The organism is Streptococcus sp. 1621, assembly GCF_013276615.1.
Taxonomy (GTDB): domain Bacteria; phylum Bacillota; class Bacilli; order Lactobacillales; family Streptococcaceae; genus Streptococcus.
Genome location: NZ_VMLJ01000018.1, coordinates 36,826 through 46,326 on the forward strand (window position 1 = coordinate 36,826; position 9,501 = coordinate 46,326).

Sequence of the window (9,501 nt, forward strand, 5' to 3'; positions counted from 1 at the left end):
CCTATCTTACTTTTCTAGTTTGATTGTAAATCAATTTTAACTTGGTCAAAAATTGCTCGACCTGACTCATATCATTTTCAAGGTCTAGACTAAGACGCACAGCTGACTGGGCCTTATCCTTGTCCACTCCCATGGCAATCAAGGTACCTGCAGGTTTCCCTGCCTTGGACGAACAAGCAGAGGTCGTTGAGATGAAAATATCATAGTCTTCAAAAGCGTGAACGATGACTTCACCTCGAACACCCTTGATTCCAAAAGTCAGGATATGAGGGGTAAAGTCTTCCTCATCTGAAAAGACAAAAATATCTGGATAGTCCAGAAGGGCTTGGCGAATCACTGCCTTCATCTGCCCAGCCTTGCTAGTAAAAATATCTAGCTTCTCCATAGACAAACGGAGAGCCTTAGCTGTCGCTGCAATCCCTGCAACATTTTCAGTTGTCGAACGATAATCTCGCTCCTGACCACCACCTGTTAAAAGAGGCGTAATCTTCTTGCCAGACTTGATATAGACAAAACCAACACCTCGGACACCATGAAATTTATGACTCGAAAAGGTCGCAAAATCCACTCGATCTGTTAGATACTTTTCGGTCGGAATCTTGGCAAGTGCCTGAACCGCATCAACGTGGAAGGAAATAGTCGGCTTGTCTGCCAATAGTTTTGAAATAGCCTCAATAGGTTGGATCGAGCCGATTTCATTGTTTACTGCCATGATAGAGATGAGAGTCGTATCTGATCGTATCAAATCTGCTAGCGCCTCAACATCGACAAATCCTTTCTCATCTACTGGAGCCAAATCCACCTCAAAACCTTGAGATTTCAACCAGAGGGCTGATTCCTTGACTGCTGGATGTTCAATGGCTGATACGATGATGTGCTTCCCAAACTGGGCTTTTTCAAAGGCCACACCCTTGATAACCCAGTTATCCCCTTCTGTTCCACCAGAAGTAAAGAAGATTTCATCACTTTTCTTACCGATTAAATCTGCAATCTGTTGGCGAGAAGCATCTAAGATTCGTGTTGCCTGGTCTCCCAAACGATGGAGACTAGATGGATTTCCTAAAATTTTTGAAGCGACCTGCATATAAGTTTCAAGTGCTTCAGGATAAGGCTTGGTCGTTGCCGAATTATCAAAGTAAATCATGTTTTCTTACGCTTTCTAAAATCACTCCCTCTATTGTATCATGAAACGGAGCTTGCGACAAGAAAGGGCAATTCCTCTTTTTTTAAGATTTTTTTAAAGAAATGCGGTATAATAAATTTTAATTAAAGGAGAGAATGTATGTCTAATTATCGTAGAACTTCAAAACCAAAAACAGAACACATCAAAAAAGGCTTTACGGTCTTTCAAAAAACCGTCGCTACTATCGGTAGTATCCTTGGCTTAATTACCGCAAGTATCACGATTATGAACGCCTTGGACAATAACAAAAATACTAAAAAAGAACCTACGACAAGCCAGACGACAACAATTGTCAAAGAAATTCAAAAGGAATCCCCTCAGGAAAACACTAGTCCCAATAAGGAAAATAACACTTCTCAAGAAAAAACACAGCAAGAGGAAACACCAAAAGCTAGCGTCAAGGAAGAGAAAAAAGAAGAGCAGAAAGCATCAACTCAGGATTCTTCTACTCCTACTCCAAGTAAACCTGCTACTGAAAATGAAAAACAGTCCAATACCCCAACTTCAGAAAATAAAACTAATCAATAATCACTAAAATAGCTTCTCTCCAAACTTGGAAAGAAGCCATTTTTATTGTTGCAATACTTTTCTTGGTTTGGTACCTTCAGCTGGACCGATAACACCTGCCATCTCCAGTTCTTCCATGAGACGAGTCGCACGGTTAAATCCAACTGACAAACGACGCTGAATCATGGAGGCGCTGGCTTTCTGGGTTTCTATCACCAAAGCCTTGGCTTCTTCAAAAAGCGGATCTCCACCAGCTTCACCATCTGAAAATTCACCGTCATTTTCAGAAACCTCACCTGGATCAAAACTATCATCGTAGTCCGCATCTGCCTGAGCCTTGATGAAGTTTACGATGCGCTCGACATCATCATCCGAGATAAAGGATCCTTGGAGACGAACTGGATGATTTTCATCAATCGGTTTAAAGAGCATATCTCCTCGACCAAGCAGTTTCTCAGCTCCATTTTCATCCAAAATCGTACGGGAGTCTGTCCCTGATGAAACCGCAAATGCTACACGAGATGGGACATTAGCCTTGATCAGACCAGAGATGACATCAACGGATGGACGCTGAGTTGCAAGAATCATGTGGATACCTGCAGCACGCGCCTTCTGTCCAAGACGGATGATAGCATCTTCTACTTCCTTGCTGGCTACCATCATGAGGTCAGCCAACTCATCGACAATCACGACAATGAGCGGTAGCGGAATCTGCTTGTACTCAGACTGGGCATTGAACTCTTCCACCTTAGCATTAAAGCCTGCAATATTCCGAACTCCTACCTTTGCAAAGAGTTCATAACGATTTTCCATCTCGTCCACAACCTTTTGCAGGGCCTTGCTGGCCTTGCGTGGATTGGTCACAACTGGAATCAAGAGATGAGGAATGTCATTGTAAACAGATAACTCAACCATCTTGGGATCGACCATCATAAATTTAACTTGATCTGGTCTCGCCTTCATGAGAATGCTAGCGATAATACCGTTAACTGCTACTGACTTACCTGAACCCGTCGAACCTGCGACTAGCAAGTGGGGCATTTTAGAAAGGTCAAAAGCTCTTGCGGTGCCATTAACAGCCTTCCCTAAAGGAATTTCCAAAAGATTTTCTGCTTTCGTTTGAGATTGTTCCCAAAGTTCTCGGAAAGACACAGTCGCAATCTCAGAGTTAGGCACTTCGATTCCAACGAGAGATTTCCCAGGGATTGGAGCTTCGATACGAACATCCTTGGCCGCCAAGGCTAGAGCGAGGTCATCTGCCAGATTGGAAATGCGGTTAACCCGCACACCCACGGCTGGCTTAACTTCATACTTAGTCACGGATGGCCCAATTTCAGCCCGTTCAACCGTTACCTTAATACCAAAACTAGCAAAAGTTTCTTCTAGGATTTTGATGTTTTCTCGAACAATCTTCTTCTCTTTCGACTGGTCTTTTGGTTTATCTGGGGCAAAGAGTTGTAAGCTTGGAAGTTTGTATTCAAGGGCTTCCTTTGCTGAAAAATCGACCTGAACATCTTCATCATCAGAGCCATCTTCCTGTTCAGGGAATTCAAGTTCAGGTTGAGGCAGGATGATTTCTGGTTCCACCCAGTCTTCTTCTGGAACAGGTGGAACGTCAAGCACAACATCTGCTGTCAGAATTTCACCCGTTTCCATATCAACAGGAGGCAAATCGAGTAAGGCTTTTTCAGCCTCTTCTTGTTCTAATCTAGCCTCTTCCTCAGCCTTTTGACGAGCTTTTTCTTCTTGTTTGACAAAGCGTTCTTCTTTTCGACGCTCATGACCTTCCCGCCATTTGGCAAATCCTCTACTGAAAAATTCAGCAATATCGTAAACAGACCAAGGGCTGACTAGGAGAGCGCCTGCTAAAATCAAGATAGAACCAATAAAGTAAGTGCCGATATTTGAAAAGAGAAAGGCGGTTGGAATATAAAGAGCAACCCCAATCAAGCCTCCACCAGCAAAACTAGTCGTTCGAAAACCAGTCAGATCAGTCACAACCTGAGCCATGGTTCCTTTTAGAACCGACTTGTCCAAACCATATTTCCAAACCAAGTAGGCCTCAAAAATCAAGAGTAAGCCAGCAAATATGGTGAAAAATCCTGATAAGAGTCCTTCCTGTTTTCGTATCCACTTGAAGAAGAAGAGATAGAGCAGGATACCAAATATTGCCAAATAAGCTAGGCTACCTACCAGCAAGCGAATTAGATTGTAAAGGGTGATACCTGCAGCCCCTAATTTAAAGGCTGCAAAAATCAATAAAAGGGCGATTCCCAACGAAATCAACATTCGTTGAATCGCTTCTTTTCTTTCGAGTTCTGCTTTAGACGGTCTCCGTCTTGTTTTACTTGTATTCTTGTTTGCCATTCTTCTATTATACCATATTTCACAGGCATTTCGGAAAGAGAAAAAGACTGCACCAAGCGGTCCAATCTTTTCATTTTTCTATTTTTTATGCTTGTGGTTTGCGTAGGTAACCATAGACCACACCACTTACGATTGCTCCTACCAAGACAGAAACGAGGTAAAGAAGAGCATTTGAAGTAAGCGCGATAACGAAGATTCCTCCGTGTGGCGCCATGAGTTTAATACCAGTAAGACCAACGAGGCCACCTGCTACTGCTGAACCAAGGATGAAGCTTGGAATCGCACGAGCTGGGTCAGCGGCACCAAATGGAATCGCTCCCTCAGTGATAAATGACAAGCCCATGATGATATTCGTCAAACCAGAGTTGCGTTCTTCCTTGGTGAATTTATCTTTGAAAAGAAGAGTTGCGACAAAGATTGCAAGTGGTGGCACCATTCCTCCAGCCATAACTGCTGCCATAGCCACAGAACCACCTGAAGAAACAGTTGCTGCAAGCGTACCTGTACCAAAGACATAAGCTGCTTTATTGACTGGTCCACCCATATCGACAGCCATCATTCCTCCAAGAACGATACCGAGAAGGACAGCTGAACCGCCTCCAAGACCGCCAAGGAAATCATTCATAGCTGTGTTGATTGCTGCCATTGGGATGTTAACAGCTAGCATAACAAATCCAGTCAAGATTGTTCCAAGAAGTGGTAAGAGAAGGATTGATTTAGCACCTTCAAGTGAACGAGGAACTTTAACGTATTTCTTGATAGCAAGAACCAAAGCACCTGCTATAAATCCACCCACAAGAGCACCTAGGAAACCAGATGAGACACCTGCAAGAGTTGAAGTTGCTTCACCACCTGCAGCATAAGGAATTTTACCAAAGGCAAAACCTTCTTTAGCAATAGCACCAGCCACGAAACCTGCTACCAAACCTGGTTTTTCAGCAATAGAGTAGGCAACATAACCTGCAAAGACTGGAAGCATCAAACCAAAGGCAGCTCCCCCAATTTTCATGAACATAGAAGCTAGTTCATGGTAAGAACCAAGATTACCAAGGTTTTCATTTGGAACACCCAAAGCACCGTCAATCAAGAAGGCAAGGGCAATCATGATACCACCACCGATAACGAATGGCAACATTTGAGAGACACCACTCATCAAGTGTTTGTAGAAGGCACCACCAAGGCTTTGTTTTTCGTTAGAGGCTGTTGCAGCTTTTGCACCGTTTGCAGCACGGTAGATTTCAGCATCCCCAGAAAGAGCCAAGTTGATCAACTCTTCTGTCTTACGGATACCGTCAGCAACTGGACGATTGATCAATGGTTTTCCATCAAATCGATCCATTTCAACGGCCTTGTCTGCTGCGATGATAACAGCTTTAGCCTTACGAATGTCTTCCGCAGTTAGTTGGTTACCAACACCACTGGCACCGTTGGTTTCAACCTTAATTCCAACACCCATTTCAGCAGCCACTTTTTGAAGGGCTTCTTGGGCCATGTATGTGTGGGCAATTCCTGTTGTACAAGCTGTAACTGCTACGATAAAGTCACCAGATTCATTAGCAGGTGCTTGAACAGGCTCTTCCGTTTTTTCTGAAGCTTGGTCAAAAAGTTCGATTATTTGATCAGCTGATATTGCTTGACGAAGTTTGTCAGCAAAACCGTCTTTCATCAAATATTGAGACAATTCTGCCAAGGCAGCCAAGTGAGTATCATTGGCACCTTCTGGAGCCGCAATCATAAAGAAGAGGTCAGTTGCTTGTCCATCCAAGCTCTCGTAGTCAACACCCTTGTTTGACTTGGCAAAGAGAACAGTCGCTTCTTTGACAGCAGAGTTCTTACTGTGAGGCATAGCAATTCCGTCACCCAAACCAGTAGAAGTGAGAGCTTCACGCGCCAAAATTCCTTCTTTAAATGTTTCAAAATCTGTTACATAACCGTGGTCTACCAAGCTTTTAATCATCTCTTCGATGACAGCAGTTTTTTCAGTTGCCTGCAAATCCAGCAACATAACATCTTTTCTCAATAGGTCTTGAATTTTCATCTTTTTTCTACCTCAACTTTTTCATATGTTTCTTTAATAAATTCTGCTGTTGCCAAGTCATCAGAGAAGGTCGTTGCCGTTCCACAAGCCACTCCCCATTTGAAGGCTTCTACTGCGTCTTTTGATTTGACAAATTCACCTGTAAATCCAGCGACCATAGAATCGCCAGCTCCGACAGAATTTTTGACTGTTCCTTTGATTGGTTTAGCGAAATAAGCTCCCTCAGATGTGACAAGAAGAGCACCGTCACCAGCCATAGAGATAATGACGTTTTGAGCACCCTTAACCAGTAACTCTCGAGCATATTTTTCAATTTCATCTAAACTATCGAGTTCAACCCCAAAAATAGCTCCAAGTTCATGATTGTTTGGTTTGACCAAAAGTGGCTGGTGGTCCAAACTATCAATCAAGGTCTGTCCTTCAAAATCACAAACGACTTGCGCACCCGTCTGGCGCGTCAAGGCAATCAAATCCTTGTAGATAACATTGCCTAGATTTTTAGCACTTGAACCAGCAAAGACAACTGTATCTTCTGCAGTCAAACTAGATAAAATAGCTTTCAATTCTTCTAGCTGAGCTGGTTCCACATTTGGACCAGTCCCGTTGATTTCTGTTTCTTGGTCTGCTTTGATTTTAACATTGATGCGAGTATCTTCTGCTACTTGGACAAAACGTGTCTCGATTTCTTCCTCTGCCAAAGTATCTGTAATAAATTTACCAGTAAATCCTCCGATAAACCCAGTTGCTGTATTGGGAATATCCAAGCGTTTCAAGACACGGCTGACATTGATCCCTTTCCCACCAGCAAACTTATCATCACTGTCCATACGATTGACATTACCAACTTGGACTTGGTCCAAACGCACGATATAGTCAATGGATGGATTGAGTGTGACTGTATAAATCATACTTCTATTACCTCCGTTTTCTCCTTAATAGCCTGCAAGAGCTCATGCCCTTGACTTGTGATAACAATAGCTCGTTTGAGTGGTGCTACTTTGGCAAAGCAAGTTTGTCCAATCTTAGACGAATCCACCAAGACATAGGTCTGTTTGGCATTCTCTAAAATAGCTCGCTTCACAGCTCCCTCCTCCATATCAGGAGTCGTATAATAGCCATCGTCAACACCATTCATCCCGATAAAGGCACGGTCAAAGTGCAATTGGTTAATCTGGTTAAGAGCAACGCCCCCGATGCTAGCATCTGTTGCCATCTTGACACTTCCTCCAACCATGACAGTTGGAATCTGCTTTTCAACCAACTGAGCGGCATGGTGAATCGAATTGGTCACGACTGTGACATTTTTATTAACCAATTCATGAATCAAAAAGGCTGTCGTTGTTCCAGCATCGATAAAGATGACATCTTGTTCCTTGATGAGAGAGGCTGCTTTCTGAGCAAGTAACTTCTTCTCTTGAAGGTTTTTGACAGATTTTTCTTGAATGGTTTCTTCTTCCTGCAAGGAATGAGGCAATTCTGCTCCACCATGCACGCGACGAAGCTTGTTTTCTGCTTCCAATTCATCCAAGTCTCTTCGAACCGTTGATTCTGAGGTCTCTAGCAAACTAACTAATTTTTCTAGAGAAACTACATGATGTTGATTTAACTCCTCTAAAATCAGTTGCTTCCGCTCTGTTTTTAACACTGAATCACCTCCTGTTATCGTTTACACTATTCATTCTATCATACTTTATTTCAAAGTCAAGCATTTTTTATCATTTTCTTTCAAAATCTATCATTTTTCTTATTTCTAGAATTTTTATTGCAAGATAAGAGCCTTTATGGTAGACTATTTGAGTAAGTATTGGAAGATTACTCAAGAGGCTTAAGAGGCCGTGTTGGAAACGCGGTAGGCGTGTAACAGCGTGCGTGGGTTCGAATCCCATGTCTTCCGTTTATTTTAAAAAAGATACCCAAGAAATCTTGGGTATCTTTTTTCTTATATGCTTGTTTTATAACTCGGGTGAATTTCTTAGAAAATATCAAATAACAATTTCACATTGAGAATTGTTAAGATAATGGAAACGATATAGCCAAGGATGGTATTCCATTTGGCATTGGTAAATTCTCCCATCAGTGATTTCTTAGAAGTTAGATAAATCAGTGGGAAGATTGAAAATGGAAGAGCAATCGAAAGAAAGACTTGTGAATAAACCAATAACTGATCTAATGTTTTTTCCTGATGACCAAACAGAACCGCTACAATCATGACAGGCAACAAGGCAAAGAGACGAGTTGCCAAACGAATGAACCATTGAGGTAATCTCATATGCAAGAAACCTTCCATAACGATTTGTCCAGTCAAGGTACCCGTAATTGTCGAATTTTGACCACTGGCTAATAAAGCCAAGGCAAACAAGGTTGATAAGGTCGAGCTAGCTATAGCTCCTGCAATAGTAGAATCCTGCAAGGCATTATACATTTGAGAGAAGGCAGAAATCTCAGATGCATGGCCGAAAAAGAGAGCCGCCCCGAGAATTAATAGAAGGGAGTTAACCACAAAGGCCAAGGATAATTGGAGATTTGAATCCCAGGTCATAAAGCGCACGGCTTTTCGAACATCATTCTTGTCCTTGTGATTGATTTTCCGAGTTTGTGACAAGGAAGAATGCAAATAGAGGTTATGGGGCATAACCGTTGCTCCCACGATCCCTAGTGCCAAGGTTAATTGACTTTCATGCCCTGGCAAGGGACTTTCAAATAAGGTTGCATTCGGTAGATAACCCTCAACGATTCCTTGGAAGCTTGGATGTGACAAAGCTACCAGATAGGTAAAAATTGCTAGAATGGTTAAAATCAGTGTTGTCACAATAGCTTCAATCTTCTTAAAGCCAAATTTCATCAGAAGCAATAAGAGAAAAACATCCAACACGGTCAAGAGAATTGCTATCATAATCGGAATCTTAAAGAGAAGATTGAGAGCAATCGCTGAACCTAGAACTTCTGCCAGATCTGTCGCCATCAAGGCTAATTCTAAAATCACCCATAGACTATAACGAAGCCATTTAGGTGAATGATGAGCCGTTGCTTGAGCCAGGTCCATCTGGGTTACAATACCAAGCTTTCCTGCCATCTGCTGAAGTTGCATGGCAATGAGAGATGAAATCAAGATAACAAACAAGAGACTATACTTATAGGAAGCACCACCGACTACACTGGTAATCCAGTTTCCTGGATCCATATAACCAACTGCGACAAGAGCACCCGGACCTAAAAAGGCATTTAAATTTTGCCAGAAATGATTGTTATTTGGAGTATCGATAGATTGATTAATCTCAGAGAGTGACACTTTTTTATGAGAAGACATAGATACTTACCTCTTTCTAAACCTACTTTTTCATTATTTTCTATTAGAGAAAAATAAGATTGACTTTAAACTATTAAAACAATGAAAACTATATGAAAA

At 42.1% G+C, this 9,501-nt stretch carries 7 protein-coding genes and 1 tRNA gene; 2 read left to right on the plus strand and 6 right to left on the minus strand.

The annotated features are described in order from the left end of the window. Window position 1: 1 nt before the first annotated feature. Window positions 2–1,144, minus strand: a complete 1,143-nt coding sequence (locus HT697_RS04760) for a cysteine desulfurase family protein (RefSeq protein WP_173262378.1) — start codon at window positions 1,142–1,144, stop codon at window positions 2–4. 138 nt (window positions 1,145–1,282) lie between these two features. On the opposite strand from HT697_RS04760, the gene HT697_RS04765 reads away from it, so the two are divergent. Continuing rightward, complete coding sequence (locus HT697_RS04765) at window positions 1,283–1,711, plus strand: DUF6556 family protein (protein ID WP_173217551.1); 429 nt, start codon at window positions 1,283–1,285, stop codon at window positions 1,709–1,711. Between the two features lie 42 nt (window positions 1,712–1,753). Here HT697_RS04765 and HT697_RS04770 read toward each other — a convergent pair whose 3' ends face one another. The 4 genes from HT697_RS04770 to HT697_RS04785 form a co-directional block, all read right to left on the minus strand. Then, a complete protein-coding gene (locus tag HT697_RS04770) occupies window positions 1,754–4,057 on the minus strand; it encodes a DNA translocase FtsK (protein ID WP_345789525.1) in 2,304 nt (767 codons plus the stop codon). Window positions 4,058–4,142: 85 nt separating this feature from the next. Next, window positions 4,143–6,095, minus strand: a complete 1,953-nt coding sequence (locus tag HT697_RS04775) for a fructose-specific PTS transporter subunit EIIC (protein WP_173262384.1) — start codon at window positions 6,093–6,095, stop codon at window positions 4,143–4,145. Next, on the minus strand, window positions 6,092–7,003 hold the full coding sequence (gene pfkB / locus HT697_RS04780) for a 1-phosphofructokinase (protein ID WP_164225970.1): 912 nt from the start codon (window positions 7,001–7,003) through the stop codon (window positions 6,092–6,094). Before pfkB ends, HT697_RS04775 begins: the two co-directional genes overlap by 4 nt. Further along, window positions 7,000–7,740 carry a DeoR/GlpR family DNA-binding transcription regulator gene (locus tag HT697_RS04785; protein WP_000920654.1) on the minus strand — a complete coding sequence of 247 codons (741 nt, stop codon included), beginning with the start codon at window positions 7,738–7,740 and terminating at the stop codon, window positions 7,000–7,002. Before HT697_RS04785 ends, pfkB begins: the two co-directional genes overlap by 4 nt. 161 nt (window positions 7,741–7,901) lie before the next feature. Here HT697_RS04785 and HT697_RS04790 point away from each other — a divergent pair. Continuing rightward, window positions 7,902–7,989, plus strand: a tRNA-Ser gene (locus tag HT697_RS04790). A 78-nt stretch (window positions 7,990–8,067) separates the two neighbouring features. On the opposite strand, the gene HT697_RS04795 is transcribed toward HT697_RS04790, so the two are convergent. Then, window positions 8,068–9,402: an Nramp family divalent metal transporter gene (locus tag HT697_RS04795; RefSeq protein ID WP_000094601.1), complete on the minus strand. Its 1,335-nt coding sequence runs from the start codon at window positions 9,400–9,402 to the stop codon at window positions 8,068–8,070. Window positions 9,403–9,501: the final 99 nt, after the last annotated feature.

Bases quoted from the DNA above. Each gene is read 5' to 3' on its own strand.
- HT697_RS04760 (WP_173262378.1), bottom strand. From the start codon at position 1,144: ATGATTTACTTTGATAATTCGGCAACGACCAAGCCTTATCCTGAAGCA.
- HT697_RS04765 (WP_173217551.1), top strand. From the start codon at position 1,283: ATGTCTAATTATCGTAGAACTTCAAAACCAAAAACAGAACACATCAAA.
- HT697_RS04770 (WP_345789525.1), bottom strand. From the start codon at position 4,057: ATGGCAAACAAGAATACAAGTAAAACAAGACGGAGACCGTCTAAAGCA.
- HT697_RS04775 (WP_173262384.1), bottom strand. From the start codon at position 6,095: ATGAAAATTCAAGACCTATTGAGAAAAGATGTTATGTTGCTGGATTTG.
- pfkB (WP_164225970.1), bottom strand. From the start codon at position 7,003: ATGATTTATACAGTCACACTCAATCCATCCATTGACTATATCGTGCGT.
- HT697_RS04795 (WP_000094601.1), bottom strand. From the start codon at position 9,402: ATGTCTTCTCATAAAAAAGTGTCACTCTCTGAGATTAATCAATCTATC.